Raw genomic sequence first — 17,345 nt, 5'->3', positions numbered from 1 at the left:
TGAGTTAATCCTCACTGTACTTTTCTAGCTTGTTGTATAGCGTCTTTACGCTGATACCTAATTTTTCCGCTGTTTCAGATTTATTACCTTTATTTTTTTCTAAGTTCTTTTCAATCGCTATTTTTTCAATATCTTCTAAGGGAACGTCTAGTGGAATTCCAGGCTCGGCATTGGTTTCTTCACTCGATGCAAGCTCATCAAAAAGTATGTGCTCGGGTCCAATTACATCTTCGGCTAAAATAAAACTGCGCTCGACCACGTGCTTCAATTCTCGTACATTACCAAGCCAATGGTGTGCTTCTAACATATCTACCGCCTCTGCAGACATTGACTTAGCCGAACCGTTTTCCATATTCCGGTATGCTAAAAAGTGCTGAGCCAAACCAACAATATCATCGCCTCTATTTCTAAGCGGCGGCATTTGAATTGGGAATTGAGCTAGCCTGTAATATAGATCCTCTCTAATAAACTCGTTAAAGTTTTCACCCATTACTCTATTTGAAGCTGCCACTACCCTTACATCGCAATGCAAAGTCTTGTCGCTGCCAACAGGCCTATAGTCTCCTGTTTCTAACACTCTTAGTAATTTAACTTGGTGCTCCAGTGGCATTTCGGTAATTTCATCTAAAAATAATGTGCCATTATTTGCTTGCTCAAACACACCTTTGTGATCACGATTGGCGCCGGTAAATGCGCCTTTAACATGACCGAACAATTCACTTTCCACTAACTCTGGACTCAATGCACCGCAGTTGACAGCGACGAAGGGGCCGTTCGCTCGACTACTGACTAAGTGTATTGTATTGGCGACAAGCTCTTTACCAGTCCCGCTCTCACCGTTTACGAAAACATTAGCCTGCGTAGCGCTTACTTTGCGTAAAGTGCGATACAGCTTTCGCATTGGTTTTGATGATCCCAAAAGTAGCCCAAACTGATCTAATACACTTTTTTTCGCTGACTTTGAAACATGCTTTTGTTCCCCTAAGTCTTCCACAAGCTCATCAAGGGTAACGGTAATATTCTTTATATCGAAGGGAGCTCTAAAGTGATAAGTAATACCATTAAACATTGCCTCATCTAAATAGGCATTTGGCTTTCCATCACTAAAGATAATTATCTCAGTTTCGGTAGACTCATTTAATTCTTTTACCAAGGCTAAATCTGATGCAGAAAACCGATTGCTTTGTATAAGAGCAATGTCTGCTGGCTCTGATTTAAGCTTAGTTAGGCCCTCACCTTGTTCAGTGCAATAAAACGATTGTCTGCCTGGTCCTGATATACCGGGCTGTATAGATTTGATTAATGATGTTTCTGCTAAATCGATTAAAAAGCTAATGTTAGCCATGTGTATTAACGTCCATAGTTCAGATTAGATGGTCCATTAAAACCAAATAAAATTTGCTTATATCAATAGGCTTAGCAACATAATCGTCAAAGCCTGCTATTTGGTATTCAGTTATATCTTCAGCCATAACATTGGCAGTTACAGCAATTATTGGACTAGCGATTGACTTACTTTTCAATATTTTACAAGCCGACAAGCCATCTAAAACGGGCATCTGGATATCCAGCAATATTAAGTCAAAATCTCGTTCATGAGCTAAATCAACGGCCAACTGACCATTTTCAACTATTTCGAACTCACAACCGGTTTTTAACAATATGGCGCGAAATATCATTTGGTTCACTTTGTTATCTTCCGCAACTAAAATTCGCTTCGATGCGAAATCAGGAATATCAAGTTCTTCCTCTTTTTGTATGTTGCTAGGCGAAGAAAATGAATAATCGGGTTTTAGTGGTATTGTAATCGTAAAGCAACTGCCTTTACCAAGGTCACTCTCTACTTGAATATTTCCGCCCATTTGTTCAACCAACATATAGGTAATTGACATTCCAAGCCCTGTACCACCAAACTTTCTTGTAATCGATGTGTCTGCTTGCTCAAAGCGATAAAATAGCTTACTGACAGACTCATCATCCATTCCGATACCTGTATCTTTTACAGTAAACAAAAGCTGAGTAACGTCACCTTTATTTTCTCTCGCGCTAATCTTGATAATCACTCCGCCTGCATCGGTAAACTTTACGGCGTTAGAAATAATATTGGTCAATATTTGCTGTATCCGCGTCGGATCTCCAATCCAACCATCATGAAAATCGCTATCAATGACTGTTTCTAATGTAATGTTTTTGCTTTGAGCTAACGCAATTTGTGGTGCCAATACAGTATCTAAAATACGCCTAAATGAAAAAGGAACCGTTTCCAATGATAATTTGCCTGCTTCTATTTTAGAGAAGTCCAATATATCGTTGATAATAGTCAATAAAGATGAACTAGATATTAACGCTTGATCAACTAGTTGTTTTACATTCGCCGGTAAGTTCTCTAGCTTTATAAGTTGCAGAGAACCAAAAATTCCATTCATTGGTGTTCGAACTTCATGGCTCATGTTTGCTAAAAATGCTGATTTGGATCGCGTTGCTACTTCCGCTTTTTCTGTTGATTGTGCTAGCTCTTCATTTTTTTCTTCTAATAGCGCCACATTATGACTTAAATAGTCGTTTGCTCTTTCCAATGCTATCGTTTTATCTTTGACCAACGCTTGTAAACGACGATTAAATATCATTTGGTAAGCCAAATAGCCGAATAAAATGATTAATCCTGCGACTGACACAACTATTGCATTTGACGATAGTTGAAAAGGCTTTGCTTGGTAATCAGACAGCAACAATCCCGCTATTGAAGAACCTGCATTTGCCATATCTAAATCTATGTAGGCTTGTGCGATGCGCTCAAAACGTTCTGGATATACAGTTCCGATTGAAACAAAACGCTCTTTAATAAGCTGCTGCGTCGACTTTGCCTCAAGCTGTAACTTCTCTCTATCAGCATCTGGGCTATATTTATTTAATATTAAGTCGATTGCTTGCTCAGGATTATTCACCGCGTCTTGCCATCCCCTTCTCGCGGCTTCTACAAAACGTTTAACCCCTTCCATATCAGAACGGACGCGCGACTCTGTAGTAAAAATAAGATCTCCATAAAAGTCGATTCCATAGCTACTAGGGTCAAGCACATTTACCTCATAGCCTGCTTTTCTATACAAATGAGGCTGATTCGATAAGTAAGCTGAAAGTACGTCCGCTTGTTCATCTACTAATGCCCAATTATTAAAATTGTGTGGGACATAGGTAAACTGCTCGCTACTAATGTTGAACAACTGCAACATAGCTTGAATAGAGGCATCATCAACAGACCGTTGATACATAATACGCTTGCCAACTAAATCATAAGGGCTAGTTATATTCTCTGATTTTAAACTCATTAAAACCAAAGGGCTCGATTGGAAAATCGTCGAAGCGATAACGACTTTTTTATCCAATAAACGGTGCAGAACAATACTCGAATCTGCAATGCCAAAATCAGCGCGCCCTTCGAGAACATCATTAATAGGCGAGGTTTTTGGATTACGCTCACTAATAGTAACGTCAAAACCAGCTTCTTTAAAATAACCTTTCTCTAATGCGACATAATAACCAGCAAACTGAAACTGATGCATCCACTTTAATTGCAACGATACTTGCTCAGCAGCACCGGCTGATGGCGATCCTAAAAACAAGGAGAGGAATACAAAGAGGATTTTATTACAGCGCACACATTACTCCTTTGAATTGGTTAAGAATAATAATAGCTGATGATGATAAAGACTGGTTTAAAAGTTGATAATTATTTAAGTCAGGCGGTTCTTGCTTTTGATAAATCTGCTTTTAAATATTTTGAATATACTCCAGTGTAGTACTTCTCGGTTTTCTTAACCTTATTCAATATTATGCCGCCAACAATAATATTAGCTTGTGCGAGTTCTTCTAAACAGTTACTTAATTCATTCTGACTGGTTTTTTCTACATCAACAATCAGATAAATACTATCAACGTGCTTTGATATAACAAACGCGTCACTAACTGACATTACTGGTGGGCATTCTAAGACTACTCGTTCATAGTTTGATTTTAACGCATCGACTATCTTTTTTAGTCTAGGTTGAGACAAAAAAAGCAATGGATTTTTTGACTGGAAACCAGCGGTTAAAACATGATATTTGTATTCTGTATCCCTATGAATACTTTCACTAAGCTTTTGTTTTTTAGCGATTAAGTTTGTAAGACCCGGACTGTTAACATTAATACCTAGTGCATCGCCAATTGATGGAAAACGTAAGTCAGCATCCACAAGTATGGTCTTTTCAAGTTCAGAAAAGCTATTGGCAAGTTGAATAGATAAACTTGATTTACCGTCGTTTGGAGTAATTGATGTAACAGCAATGACTTTTTGTCTCGATAACTTACCATCAAGCAAAATGTTCGTTCGGGTTGAGCGAAGTGCTTCCATAAAATTCATATGCTTTGACGGGTCGAGTTGGACAAGAGGTTTTTTACGCACTCCTCGTACTTTTATTTTTGGTACGACACCGATTATTTTAGTGTTATAGGATCTAGCAACTTTTCTAAACTGCAGCACTTTGCTGGCTAGCATAGCTTCTATTAGTACTATCATAGCCGCTAACAGCGCGCTTGCTAGCGCCGCTAATGTATATATGAGTACTGACTTTTTATTATTTGGGCTTGAGCTTACTTCAGCTTTTTCTACAACTAAAAGATTTGATGCATTTGCTAAATCGCGCATCATCTCAGACTCTTTGAGACGCTTCATTAAGTTTTCATAAAGCTCTAAATTTGCATCAAATTCACGCCTTAACTTTTGATATTCAAACTCAATCATTCCTAAATCACGCAATCTAGACGTTGCTTTTGTTAACGCCTCTTCTACAGAAGACAAGTTGGACTTCTCAAGTTGTAAGGTTTTATCTAACGTTTTTATGTGACTGTCTAACTCTAGCGTAACGTCAGCACGAGCGTCTTCAAATAACAATTTAGCCTTAATATATGCTGGGTGCTTTGGCCCGTACCTAAGTTTTACTTGGCCAAACGCCTCTTGCGTGTTTTGCAGTTTAATTTTACTTTGCCCCAACGCTTTGGCGTTAGCCACAGCAGGGATACTGAAGAGTTCTTCTGGCGAGTATTTATGCTGAAGTATTTGCTGCTTTAATATTTGTAAGCGCTCAACCTCACGTGTGGTGTCGTATTTTTCTTTTGTTAACTTCTCGAGCTTTGATTTCTCTACTGCGATGGCACTATTAATATCGATAAACCCATGCTCATTTTGATGCTCCGCTATTTTGCTTTCGGCTTCTAGCAAGTTTTCCTTTACCCCAGAAAGCTTTGATTCTAACCAGTAGGCATTATCTTTATTCTTCCCTTCCATAATTTCTTCTTTAAAATTAATGAAGGTTTTGGCAATTTCGTTAGCGACAATAGCTGAATGCGTTGGGGAGTGAGACTCGTAGGATACTTCAACCAGGTTTGTTCCGGCTTTTGGCGACACTTTAATGTGTTTACTAAGTATATCAATAGCATAAGAGCGATTTTTAACAAGCAACTGCTCTGAGTGGATAAATGGCTCATAACCAGATTGCATTTGATAATGAACATTATGAATTAAGTTTAAGTTGTCAACAATTTGGCCTGCAAAACGGCGACTTTTTAATAATTCAAGCTCAGTTTCAGTATTATCAGCAACGGTTAAGCCACTGGTCATAATGTTTTGAATTGCATCTGCTTTTGAAGAGGTTTCTTTAAACATTATTAAGGTAGACGACGTAAATCTATCAGGAACCTTAAGTAAGTAGTTATAAGTTAAAACACCGGACAACAAAACACACAAGACCACAAACCATTTTCTCGACCAAACGATCGAAAATAGTTCTCCTAGGTCTATAACATCATCTAGCTGATGTATTTGTTTGTTTTTTTCATCCATCTTAGAAGAAGCTCTTCTCTATTTTGATAACATCACCTGGCATAATAATCGTTGATTTTTTTGCCTTAAACGTAATTTCGGGATAACCGCGTCGAACAATCCATTCCGAGCTAGATGCACGATCTTTAAGTCCACCGGATAACGCTATTGCTTGTTCTATCGTCAATTCAGCCTGGTATTTATAACTGCCTGGGCTTTTTACTTCGCCATGAATAAAAAACGGACGATATTGTCGAACTGTTAACGTAACATAAGGATTAACTAAGTATCCATCTTTAAACAAGTTTTCTACTTTTGATTTAGCTTCTTCACCAGTTAAACCCTCTAAATTAACTTGTCCAATTAATGGCAAATTAATAAATCCAGCTTGGCTTATTTTGGCTTTTACGTTTAGTTCAGGCTCTTGAAAAACAAAAATTTCAATTTCATCGCCTGGGCCTAATTGGTATTCACTTGCAAAGGATGGCTTAGCCCAAACAGACAATATGAACAACATAACAATCATCGTTGTATTAAGCAGATGTTTGATACTTAACTGCGACACTATAGAATCTCCCAGTTCATGCTCACAGACCAATTAAAGCCGTCGTGTACAAGCGCTTGTCGAGAACCATCTAAATTTTCATAACGCAGACTTGATGAAATGGATAAATAATCAGATAAATTCCACTTTATGCTCTGCTCTATACCCAAACTATCCGCTGAAATATCGTTGCCAAATTGGTAGTCTTTGTATGTCAGATAGGAGTTTAGCGACCAGCTCTGATTTACGTTCCAAACTAAGTTAGCACTGTAACCTGTTTGTTCTACGCTGCCAAAATTGGCATCGGGCGAGCTGTCAAACTGTCTTGTCGTCTCTAAATTAAATATAAAATCGTCACTTAACTTAATTCTATTAGCAATTTGCCATGAAAAAAGATCTGACTCTAAGGCATTATCATTTTGATATTGATGACTATTACCAATCAATATATCAAGTTGGCTGTTGCCAAGATAAGCAGTTCTAAGACCTATGTATGCGTTTGTGATATCAAGCTTTTGTTTGTTTGTATTGGAAAAATCGGTTTTTGCTTGACGTTGACCCACTCGTACTAAAAAGTGTGAGTCTTCTGATATTCGATCAGAATAAACAACTGATGCTGCTAATGTGTTGCTTTCTTTCAATAGCAAATTAGTGTCGGTAAAGTTTTCTGTATCAAGGTTTCGATCTAGCGCAACAGTTAAAGAGCGATTTTGACTGGCACGACCTATCGTCCATAATACACCTTGAGAACTAACCTCTCGTGAAACAATACTTGAAAAGTCTGACTGAAATCTCGCTTGCTCTAGGTCTACTGATGCTACCTTTTCACTTTGTTTAACGTAAACGTCTACATCCATTACTGAGCTTAGAAAAATCCGACTTTCTAAGCTAACGGCGTAATCTAGCTCTCCGCTAATATCATTCATAGAACTAGAATCAGAAAATTTCGATGTTGCCATATCTGCTGAAAACTTTGCGCCAACGCCGTTAAATAGCTTAGTTATTGATAAGCTGGCATTTATACTACTTTGAGTAACATTTTCTTGATATATTTCTGTGGATTTTTGAACGGCAGAGACTGTGACAGCTAGATTCTGCTGACTCCAATTTTGATCGGCATAGCTGTTAAAGCTACCAATTATGTAAAAAAGACTTAAAATACTTAGGGTGCGCACAACTTTTTTAATTATTATTTTATTTATCGCTGACTGATCGTTATTAATCAGCCAGTGTTAAATTTAACTAAATTCAGCCTCAATGGATACTTTTTATTTAGATTAATTAGTTTTTTTAGTCACTTTTCATGAATTAATTTATCACAGTAAGAATATCAACGGAGTATTAGCTAAGCAATATGAAAAACATCGATCAGAGTAAGACAGATTTAACGAAGGATGAACAAAAAATCTGCCACAATTTTGCAGGCCTGCCTGTTGTTTGTAAAGGTCAAATACTGCTTGACCGATATAAGATTGAAAGCCTACAAGGCAAAGGTCGCTACGGCCTTGTTTATCAAGCGTTAGATATGAATTCAGACACTTTGATCGCATTAAAAGTTTTAGATAACTCATTGACTGAAGATGAGAGTACCATTAGTAACTTTCGCAATGAGCTAGTTGCTGTAAAAAAATTGATCCATCCAAATATTATTCAGTTCCATGAATACCATCACGTAGCAGATTTACACTTTATTACTATGGACTGGATTGAAGGCGACAGTTTAGAAAATATTATTGCCAGTGAGTCGCTATCAGCTGGACAAACATTAGATATAATTCAACAGCTTATGGAAGGGCTTAATTATGCGCAACAAGCTGGGGTAAAACACTTAGATATAAAGCCAGAAAATATCATGTTAGACAACAAGGGCAATCTTTTTATTGCTGACTTCGGTTTGTCCGTTTTAAGTAAAGACATGACGTCAACTCGATTAAATGGAGGTCCTTATTACGCTCCTCCAGAATATTTATTGCACTCAGACGTTAACCACACAACCGACTTGTACGCCGCTGGCGTCGTGTTTTATCAGCTGTGTTGTGACAAGTTACCGTTTATACAACAAACAGCAGACTTAAGTGCCGATGAAAAATTAAAAAGAAAGCCTAGTTTTGCGCCAACCAAAAATCAGTTTAAACCTTTAAAAACTTGGATTGCTTCACTAATTGAGTCAGATAAAGATAAACGCCCAACGACAATTGCTATCGCCATTGAGCGTTACTTTGATGCTATAGAAAAAAAACAAGACAATTTTCTTGGTGTAAAAATTGGGCTAGTTACACTCGTTGCCATTGTCGCTTTTTATTTGGCGTCACTGCTCTAAAAGTGCAGAGAAACGCAGTTAAATGTTGCTAGTAAATACTTACAAAGTCATAGCTGCTAATATTCCAAACAATACTAGCGGGATATTAAAATGAATAAATGTTGGTACTACCGTATCCCAGATATGGTCATGCTGGCCGTCTACGTTGAGACCCGATGTTGGTCCTAACGTTGAGTCTGACGCCGGAGAACCGGCATCGCCTAACGCTGCTGACGCACCAACCAATGCTGCCGTCGCTAACGGTGAAAAACCAAACGACAAAGCAAGCGGTACATATATCGATGCGATAATTGGAATCGTCGAAAACGATGAACCAATACCCATGGTAATTAATAAGCCGGTAACGAGCATTAAAGTCGCAGCTAACAACTTACTATCCCCCACCATACTGACCGTTGCGGATACCAACGAATCAATTGCTTGGGTGGCTTTTAAAACTTCAGCAAAACCTGCCGCTGAAATCATAATAAACCCAAATACGCCCATAATCATAACGCCTTTAGAAAACACGTCTTGTGTTTCATCTACTTTTAAGACGCCACCAGCGATAAAAACAACGAGTCCAACTAACGAGCCAATAATGACTGAGTCCGTATACAATTGAGATGCTAACGCCCCGACAATTGCGACAAAGGCTATTATCAAATGGGAAGCTTTAACTGACACCTTTTCAGGCTCTGCGGCTAATATTTTTTCAATTGAGTATTGTCTTTTTCCTCGATAGCTCACAAACAAAGCGATACAAAGGCCTAAAAACATGCCAAATACAGGAATGGCCATAACTTGAGGTAATTGCTCTACATTTATCGCCACGCCATTATCAACTAGGTTTTGAAATAAGATGGTGTTTAAGAATATTTTACCAAACCCAACTGGTAGCAACATGTATGTAGCAGTAAGACCAAAAGTTAATAAACATGCCACCGCTCTTCTGTCTAAGTTAAGCTGCGCCATTACATGTAATAAGGGAGGAATTAAGATAGGAATAAATGCGATATGAACAGGTACGGCATTTTGAGAGGCAATGGCGGCCAACAATATACTACTTAGCAGCCCAGCTTTAACCCAAACAGTGCTAACTGCTTTATCAGTCTGGGCGTTTATTTTTCCAATAATTTTTGTCGCTAATACATCTGTAATACCGGACTTTGAAATAGTGACAGCAAAAGCACCTAACATGGCGTAGTTTAAAGCTATGGCGGCGCCACCACCTAATCCGCCAGTAAAAACGTTAACCGTTTCTAAAAGACCTAAACCTCCAACTAATCCGCCAACTAAAGCGCTTACTATCAATGCCAAAACGATGTTGACCTTAACTAAGCTTAATCCAACCATCAATAAAACGGCGACAACAACAGCATTCATTTGAGATTCTCTAGTTTGAAAATAAAGATGAGATTATTACTGAAATAGATACTGACTGGCTAGTAAAAACTAAATTTACCATGAGATATAAGGAGTTTAGTGAATAAAGGATGCTTTTGAATAAAGGAGGTATTTTATAATCTAAGTTCGATGCGGTGTCGGGTGCTATTGAGTGTAACGAAATGGTGCCTCGACCCGGACAAAATTGACAGGATCAATTTTGAACAGCTTTAGCTGGCCCGAAGGGTAAAATACAAGGAGGTATTTTATAATCTAAGTTCGATGCGGTGTCGGGTGCTATTGAGTGTAAAGAAATGGTGCCTCGACCCGGAATCGAACCAGGGACACGAGGATTTTCAATCCTCTGCTCTACCAACTGAGCTATCGAGGCACATAGATGTGCGAAAAGAGAGAAAATGGTGCCGACTGCCGGAATCGAACTGGCGACCTACTGATTACAAGTCAGTTGCTCTACCAACTGAGCTAAGTCGGCGACACCAACCCATTGCTGGGATTTTCTCTTGCACTCACTCTTTTAAAGAATGGTGCCTCGACCCGGAATCGAACCAGGGACACGAGGATTTTCAATCCTCTGCTCTACCAACTGAGCTATCGAGGCACAAAGTGCTTGCAGCAAATATTCATGTTTTAAACAGTCCTACTTGGTGCGGCGTGTATTAAACGGATTTTAGGTTTTCAAGTCAACTAGTTTTTTAAATAGTTTCACTGAATGGGTATAAATTAAACTATCTGGGTGTTTTTTTTGCAACTAAGCCCAAACATAGGGCTTAGAGTAGAAATATCCCTGCACTATTTCAACACCAGCTTCTCTGACGAAATTTAACTCTTCTTTGGTTTCTACACCTTCAGCAACAGTTCTCATGCCAAGCGCTTTTGCCATTTCTACTGTTGAGCGAATAATAATTTTATTCTCTTCATGACTATGACAGTTACTAATGTATTGGCGATCTATCTTTAATTCCTTAAACGGAAATTCAGTCAACTGCTTCATTGTTGAATACCCAGTTCCATAATCGTCAATGGCTAACGAGCAACCTAGCAGCCTCAAGCGTGTCGCTATTTCTTGTGCTGTTAATAGATTTTCAACCAAACACGTCTCAGTAATTTCAATAGTCAATCTAGCCGGTTGCACACCAAATTCTGAAAGTAACGAATCTATTTCATCAACAATACGATGAGAGTTTAAATCGCGCATTGATAAATTCATTGAGAAATTGATATTTTCGTATTTTGCCATTCGGGCCAACGACGTTCTAAACAAAACTTTATTGAACTCTGAAATACGTCCGTTTTCTTCAAAATCACTAATGAACTGATTCGGATAGATAATAGAGCCATCTTGGGCTTTTAATCGAGACAGTATTTCGTAGCCAATAATATTTTCATTTTCAATATTTATTTGCGGCTGTATGACCGGGCACAACGTCACATCGTTTATCTCAAAACTATCTGGGTCATAATTCCCAACGGTTGCCGCCATCTCCGGATTTTCTGCTGAAATAATACGAGATAAAGCACGATCAACAAGTCCGTTTAACTGGGCAGCAGAAAAGGGTTTTGTTAATTGGCCAAGAATTGCCAAGTGGCGCTGCTTCGCAATCGATTCAGCCATTTGTAAGACTTTAGACTCAAAGCCACTGATAACAATTACCTGACCTTTGTAGCCGGCATCGCCTAACAACTTTAAAAAAGCGATGCCGTCAATCTCTGGCATTTGCAAATCGACCAACACGAGGTCGTTAAATTCAGAATTAACAATTAAACTTTCCAACCCTAAATTCGGATCGCTAAAAAGATTAACGTTCTTGAGACCAATTTCTTGGAATTTATCTTCTATAAAATGTAAAAAGAACGGATCATCATCTACTGCGGTAATCCGATTTAATAAATTGATATATTCCATATTACGAGCACAAAAACCTTGATTAAACTGAGTTATAGGAGGTATTGTTTACTTAACGGACATTTGTATGCATAAAGTGAACAACTAGTGGTATTAATAAGCTAGTTCAAAATAATAATCAATAAATAAAGTCACTCATTAATGGATAAAAAAATTAAAAAGCTCAAATTTGTTAGGATAACACACGTATTTATCATAGGTTTAGTGTTATTCGGATGCCTAGCTACAATGGCAGGTGTTGGCGGTTTATACACCTTTTCAAAGTGGCTACAACCAGACCAACTCACCACCGACTTACAAAAACACGTAAATTCTGTTGTCAAAGGCATGCCTGATGAAATAATGTCCATCGATAAACAAATTGAAGCTCAGCATTATATTAGTGCAGTTCACGGCGAATCACAAAATAAAGCATTTTTTCTATATCGCATGGAAAACGGTCAGCTTATAAAACAAGCTAGTACCAATCAGCTAAAAGGCTATATTCCAAGCCCTATTCTTGCTAATCACGTGTCCGATTTAAATAGTTGGGTAGAAATTAGAAAGATCATTACCATCAATGGCGAAGAGGCTGGTTTATTAATTGGTACCATGCTGAAACAAAAAGCTGATATCGGCTTTATTTTCACTTTATTTATTATCTCTATTATTGGTGCGATAGTTTTAACTCGCTTGTTAGTCTCCATGTTCAACTCAAGCGTGAACCGAGACAGCCTGCCACTCATATCAGAAACGAACTTAATCCTAAATAAAGAAAAATTTGATAAACGTTTGGCTCCGAAACGATTTGGGCCATTTGCTATTCTAGCCGCAACCATTAATAGCCTATTCAAAAAAGTCGACAGTTTGCGAAAAGACAATATCGAGTTGGATATTGCTAATGACAAACTAGCACAAGAGATGGAAAGTAAAATCAATGAGCGTACCAACGCTTTGCGAATGGCAATGGAAGAAGCGGAACAGGCTAATGAGTCTAAATCGACATTCTTAGCGACCATGAGCCATGAAATAAGAACACCGATGAATGGCATTATTGGTTCTATCGATTTATTGCGCAGAAGCACGCTAAATCAGAACCAGTTCAGGTTATCCGATACAATTCGTGAGTCGGCCTTTTCCCTATTAAGAATTATTGATGACATTTTAGACTTTTCAAAAATAGAAGCAGGTAAACTTGAAGTAGAAAGCATACCTATGTCTATTAACTCAATTGTAGAAGCAGTAGGACGCACTCTCCTGTCAGTTGCTGAACAAAAAAATATAGAACTTAGATTATATTGTGACCCTGCTATCAGCGAGAGCTTAATGGGTGACCCAATTCGAATTCGACAAATCTTATTTAACCTTGCTGGGAATGCCATTAAATTTACCAATACCTCTACAACAAAAAAAGGTGTTGTACAAATTAGAGCAGAGATCAGCGAGAAAAACTTGGAATTTACTAACGTTGTACTGCGCGTAATAGACAATGGTAAAGGCATGACGGACCGACAAGTCAATTATGTGTTCCAGCCATTTAGCCAAGCTGAAGGTTCGGTTACTCGTCAATTTGGTGGTACAGGCTTAGGATTAACTATATGCCAACGTCTAACTGACCTTATGTATGGACATATAGATGTAAAATCTGAACTTGGTGAAGGTTCGGAATTTACCGTTTCATTGCCACTTCGCTCCAGTATCGACAAAGTTACTACGCCAAACTACGACTTCTCTGAATTAGACTTAGTTTGCTTTTCGAGTGACTACCATAACATCGCTGCAATGGAGTCTTACGTAAAGCACTACCAAGCGAATGTAGAAGTTTGCCACACGTCAGATGCCTTAAAGCAAATCATTGAACATTACCGCTTTGAACCGTCTCACCAATCTATTTGGGTCATAGACGCAACAATTCAGCACGATGAGACTTTAAACTTAGTGTATGACTTACTAGAAAATCCAAGTCTACTTAAAACTAAGTTTTTAGTGTTGAGCAATGCCATTGAAAATCAAGTTCAAGAACATGACAGAATATGGTACATGCATGCGACTCCGCTTTGTCGAAGTAACTTACTTGAGCTTATTCAAGACGTTTCTGACAATAAAAAGCACGACCCTGAAGCGCCAAAAGACGAAGGCATAAAAACGATCCAAGCTATGTCTATTGAAGATGCGAGAAAAGCAAATCAATTGGTATTGCTTGCTGAAGACAACACCATGAACCAACAAGTTATTACCGAACAGTTAAATATGTTGGGCTATGCCGTTGAAGTCGCAAATGACGGACAAGAAGCGATAGAAATGTGGCGAAAAAACCATTATCCGTTAGTACTTACCGACCTGCACATGCCTTATAAAAGTGGCTATGATGTTGTAAAAACAATTAGAGAAGAAGGCCCTGAGAGTACCAGCGACAGCTTTACTCGTGTCGTGGCAATTACGGCCAATGCTTTAAAAGGCGAAGAACAAAAATGTATTAGCTTAGGTATGGATGGTTATTTAACAAAACCGTTAGAGCTTAATGATCTCGAAGTTGTTATGAAAAAATGGCTCAATATCGAAGAAAGTGAGTCTACTCAACTTTTAAAAGAAACAACTCGAACAAAGACCACAATATCTCTAGAGGAAAATGGCGAACCAATACAACAATCCGTATTAGTTAGTTATCTTGGTAATGACAAAGAACGTCATCGTAAATATTTAGACATGTTCAAGGCTAGGGGAAATGAGCTGATTGATAAGATCAACCTTGCTGCGGAAAACTCAGAGCGTGACAATATTAAAAACCTTGCCCACCAATTTAAATCGATGTCAAAAAGTGTCGGTGCAATGCCTTTGTTTAACTCTTCACAAACACTAGAGAGCGATGTTCAGTCGCTTGAAAAAGCCGACTTGAATAATTTGTTAACTACTATTCAAAAACAATTCAACGAAGTTATCAACTACGTGAATGAAGAGTATAAATAAATAAAAGCCTGATGAAACTCTCGAGTTTGATCAGGCTAGTCTAAAGCGAAGATAATATTAGATTTATACCCTATTTTTTAGGTACATAACCTTCAATCTCAACATCCTTGCCTTCAAACAAAAAACCAACCATGGTTGTTTCTAATAATTCACGGTGCTCTGGGTTAAGCATTGACAGCTTATGCTCATTGATCAGCATTACTTGTTTCTTTTGCCACTCTGCCCACGCTTCTTTTGAAATATTATTAAAAATTCGAGTGCCGATATCACCAGGATATAACTGGAAATCCAATCCCGCTGATTCCTTTTTTAAGTATTCACAATAAACTTGACGTGCCATTTGAGTTTCACTTTTTGTTTAATTTCAGTTACACACATTGTAATAAGGTTAATCCGCTTATGCTAGCGAGTTTTAACTATAAGTCTTGTAACAACTTCTTAGCCACTGCCGACAAGCCAACTTTGGTATCAGTTATGTTATTAGCGTCAAACCAAATTTCGGTTTGCTCAGAGACTCCCAGTGGAATATCCGCCATGTCTGGTACTGGCAATAAGATAGGTTGAATATCAAGGTGATAATGACTAAAAGTATGTCGAAATAGCTTATTCTCTTGAAAGTCGAGATCAACACCTGACAATCCAATTCTGTCTAGGTACGTTTGCATGGAGGCTAGGTCCTCAAACTCAGGGAAGCTATAAAGCCCTCCCCAAATTCCACTGCTTGGGCGCTGATACATATACACACTATTACGGTGATTCAGCATGAGCATATAAACAAACTTGATGGGTTTATCTTTTTTAGGCTTGGAAAATGGAAACTCGCTTTGGCGTCGTTCTGATTTAGCAACACAATGCTGAGACAGCGGGCACGCATCGCATTTAGGTTTACTTCGAGTACATAAAGTAGCACCAATATCCATCATGACTTGATTAAAATTACCGGGTCGTGAGCTTGGAGTTAGTTGCTCAGCATAAGACCATAACTCGTTTTCTACCGCTTTTTTGCCCGGCCACCCTTCCACCGCAAAATAACGAGTAAGCACACGTTTTACATTACCGTCTAAAATTGGATGATGCTGCTGCAATGATAATGACAATATAGCACCAGCCGTTGAGCGCCCTACACCTGGTAAGTCGATAACCTCTTCAAAGGTTTCAGGGAACTTTCCTTTGTATTCGTCACGGACTTTTTTCGCAGCTTTATGAAGATTTCGTGCCCTTGCGTAGTAACCTAAGCCAGTCCATAAGTGTAAGACTTCATCTTCATTAGCATTGGCTAGATCGTTTATGTTTGGAAAACGCAGTATAAAAGTTTCAAAATAAGGGATAACGGTTGTGACCTGAGTTTGCTGTAACATCACTTCTGATAACCACACTTTATATGGTGTTACCTCCTGTTGCCACGGCAGATGTTTACGCCCATGTTTGTCGTACCAATCTAATACTTGACCAGAAAACCATTGTGATTGAGACGTTGTTAATTCAGTCATAACTGTTATTTTTGCCATTCTTCGCTATTTTTAAATAGCGCACACTATAACAAATAATCTACTAATTGGCGTAAACCGCTTGAGACCCATGCGTTGCTGTAAGATAATGCGCGCCAAATTTAACCAAATACAACGAAACATAAGAAATCATGACTGACAATACTCGTAAAACTGCCGAACAAGCAAAAGCTGAAGGCAAGTACATTCGTACCATTAAAAGCTTCGTAAAGCGTGAAGGTCGATTGACCAAAGGTCAGCAAAAAGCTCTTGATCAGTTTTGGCCAACTATGGGTTTAGAACACAAAAACGGCTTGATAGATTTTGTTGACGTGTTTGGCAATGACAATCCCGTTGTACTTGAAATTGGTTTTGGCATGGGAGCCTCTTTAGTGCAGATGGCTAAAAACGCCCCAGATAAAAACTTTATCGGCATCGAGGTTCACTTACCCGGTGTTGGTGCTTGCTTGTCGTCAGCAGATGAAGCTGGTGTAACAAACTTAAGACTTTACAATCACGACGCCATTGAAATTTTGCGCGACTGCGTTGCCGATGAATCGCTGCAAACCGTACAGTTATTTTTTCCGGATCCTTGGCACAAAACTCGCCACCATAAACGTCGTATTGTTCAACCAGCATTTGTCGAGAGCCTACGTACAAAATTAAAAATAGGTGGCGTATTTCATATGGCTACGGACTGGGAAAACTACTCTGAGCATATGATTGAGGTAATGGACGCCGCAGATTCGTTTGAGAATATTGCTGGTAAAATTAATAGTGCTGAAAATGCCACTAGTGTATTTGTCGAACGTCCTGATAGTCGCCCATTAACGAAGTTCGAACAACGCGGACACCGACTAGGTCATGGTGTTTGGGATATTATGTTTGAGCGAGTGAAATAA

General features: G+C 38.6%; 12 protein-coding genes and 3 tRNA genes. 3 read left to right on the top strand and 12 right to left on the bottom strand.

The annotated features are described in order from the left end of the window. Positions 1–4: 4 nt before the first annotated feature. The 5 genes from ACZ1GV_RS02215 to ACZ1GV_RS02195 form a co-directional block, all read right to left on the bottom strand. The gene (locus tag ACZ1GV_RS02215) at positions 5–1,345 is read right to left on the bottom strand and encodes a sigma-54 interaction domain-containing protein (RefSeq protein ID WP_472675054.1); all 1,341 of its coding nucleotides are present in this window, start codon (positions 1,343–1,345) and stop codon (positions 5–7) included. Positions 1,346–1,364: 19 nt separating this feature from the next. After that, positions 1,365–3,656: an ABC transporter substrate-binding protein gene (locus ACZ1GV_RS02210; protein WP_472675053.1), complete on the bottom strand. Its 2,292-nt coding sequence runs from the start codon at positions 3,654–3,656 to the stop codon at positions 1,365–1,367. A gap of 80 nt (positions 3,657–3,736) precedes the next feature. Then, positions 3,737–5,878: a GumC family protein gene (locus ACZ1GV_RS02205; protein WP_472675052.1), complete on the bottom strand. Its 2,142-nt coding sequence runs from the start codon at positions 5,876–5,878 to the stop codon at positions 3,737–3,739. A 1-nt stretch (position 5,879) separates the two neighbouring features. After that, positions 5,880–6,422 carry a polysaccharide biosynthesis/export family protein gene (locus ACZ1GV_RS02200; RefSeq protein ID WP_472675051.1) on the bottom strand — a complete coding sequence of 181 codons (543 nt, stop codon included), beginning with the start codon at positions 6,420–6,422 and terminating at the stop codon, positions 5,880–5,882. After that, a complete protein-coding gene (locus tag ACZ1GV_RS02195) occupies positions 6,422–7,576 on the bottom strand; it encodes a hypothetical protein (RefSeq protein WP_472675050.1) in 1,155 nt (384 codons plus the stop codon). Before ACZ1GV_RS02195 ends, ACZ1GV_RS02200 begins: the two co-directional genes overlap by 1 nt. Before the next feature lie 179 nt (positions 7,577–7,755). On the opposite strand from ACZ1GV_RS02195, the gene ACZ1GV_RS02190 reads away from it, so the two are divergent. After that, positions 7,756–8,721 carry a serine/threonine-protein kinase gene (locus tag ACZ1GV_RS02190; protein WP_472675049.1) on the top strand — a complete coding sequence of 322 codons (966 nt, stop codon included), beginning with the start codon at positions 7,756–7,758 and terminating at the stop codon, positions 8,719–8,721. Positions 8,722–8,760: 39 nt separating this feature from the next. Here the strand turns inward: ACZ1GV_RS02190 and ACZ1GV_RS02185 are convergent, their stop codons facing one another. The 5 genes from ACZ1GV_RS02185 to ACZ1GV_RS02165 form a co-directional block, all read right to left on the bottom strand. Continuing rightward, entirely contained in the window at positions 8,761–10,086 is a 1,326-nt protein-coding gene (locus tag ACZ1GV_RS02185) for a Na+/H+ antiporter family protein (RefSeq protein WP_472675048.1), read from the bottom strand. A gap of 315 nt (positions 10,087–10,401) precedes the next feature. Continuing rightward, positions 10,402–10,477 (bottom strand) — tRNA-Phe (locus ACZ1GV_RS02180). Positions 10,478–10,503: 26 nt separating this feature from the next. Beyond that, positions 10,504–10,579: transfer RNA gene (locus tag ACZ1GV_RS02175), tRNA-Thr, on the bottom strand. 50 nt (positions 10,580–10,629) lie between these two features. Then, positions 10,630–10,705 (bottom strand) — tRNA-Phe (locus ACZ1GV_RS02170). A gap of 150 nt (positions 10,706–10,855) precedes the next feature. Beyond that, the gene (locus ACZ1GV_RS02165; protein WP_472675047.1) at positions 10,856–12,010 is read right to left on the bottom strand and encodes an EAL domain-containing response regulator; all 1,155 of its coding nucleotides are present in this window, start codon (positions 12,008–12,010) and stop codon (positions 10,856–10,858) included. 141 nt (positions 12,011–12,151) lie between these two features. On the opposite strand from ACZ1GV_RS02165, the gene ACZ1GV_RS02160 reads away from it, so the two are divergent. After that, a complete protein-coding gene (locus tag ACZ1GV_RS02160; RefSeq protein ID WP_472675046.1) occupies positions 12,152–14,956 on the top strand; it encodes a hybrid sensor histidine kinase/response regulator in 2,805 nt (934 codons plus the stop codon). Between the two features lie 70 nt (positions 14,957–15,026). Here the strand turns inward: ACZ1GV_RS02160 and ACZ1GV_RS02155 are convergent, their stop codons facing one another. Further along, complete coding sequence (locus ACZ1GV_RS02155; protein ID WP_472675045.1) at positions 15,027–15,296, bottom strand: oxidative damage protection protein; 270 nt, start codon at positions 15,294–15,296, stop codon at positions 15,027–15,029. Positions 15,297–15,372: 76 nt separating this feature from the next. Continuing rightward, positions 15,373–16,446 (bottom strand): A/G-specific adenine glycosylase, encoded by a 1,074-nt coding sequence (gene mutY / locus ACZ1GV_RS02150; RefSeq protein ID WP_472675856.1) that lies wholly within the window; start codon positions 16,444–16,446, stop codon positions 15,373–15,375. 149 nt (positions 16,447–16,595) lie between these two features. Between mutY and trmB the strand changes: the two genes are divergently transcribed. Further along, a complete protein-coding gene (gene trmB, locus ACZ1GV_RS02145) occupies positions 16,596–17,345 on the top strand; it encodes a tRNA (guanosine(46)-N7)-methyltransferase TrmB (RefSeq protein WP_472675044.1) in 750 nt (249 codons plus the stop codon).

The sequence above is a fragment of the Psychrosphaera sp. HA2-10 genome (assembly GCF_055693745.1).
This window is presented reverse-complemented; position numbering and strand designations above follow the sequence as displayed.